The sequence below is a fragment of the Bacillus sp. Au-Bac7 genome (genome assembly GCF_021341655.1).
Lineage (GTDB): Bacteria > Bacillota > Bacilli > Bacillales > Cytobacillaceae > Niallia.
Genome location: NZ_JAJTTG010000068.1, coordinates 1 through 258 on the forward strand (window position 1 = coordinate 1; position 258 = coordinate 258).

Annotated in this window: 1 protein-coding gene; it reads left to right on the forward strand. The window is 45.0% G+C overall.

The annotated features are described in order from the left end of the window. Window positions 1–25 precede the first annotated feature (25 nt). A partial coding sequence (locus tag LXM54_RS27800) for an SH3 domain-containing protein (protein WP_325169605.1) occupies window positions 26–258 on the forward strand: 233 nt, incomplete at its 3' end.

Here is a 258-nt window from a genome sequence, read left to right on the forward strand (position 1 = left end):
GTCCAAGCTTGCAAGAGGGACAAAGGTGACAGTAACTTCTGAAGCAAAGGGCTGGGCGAAAATTACAGCAGGCGGCAAAACAGGCTATGTGAGTACAAGCTATTTGTCCTCATCAAACCCAGACAGTCAAAGCAGCAACAATGGCAACTCCGGCAATACAGATACAGGCAAAGAAACAGCTGTAACAAAGTATGTGAATGTGGATAAAAATTCAACGTTGAATATGCGTTCAAGCGCCAGCACAAGTGCAAGTGTAGT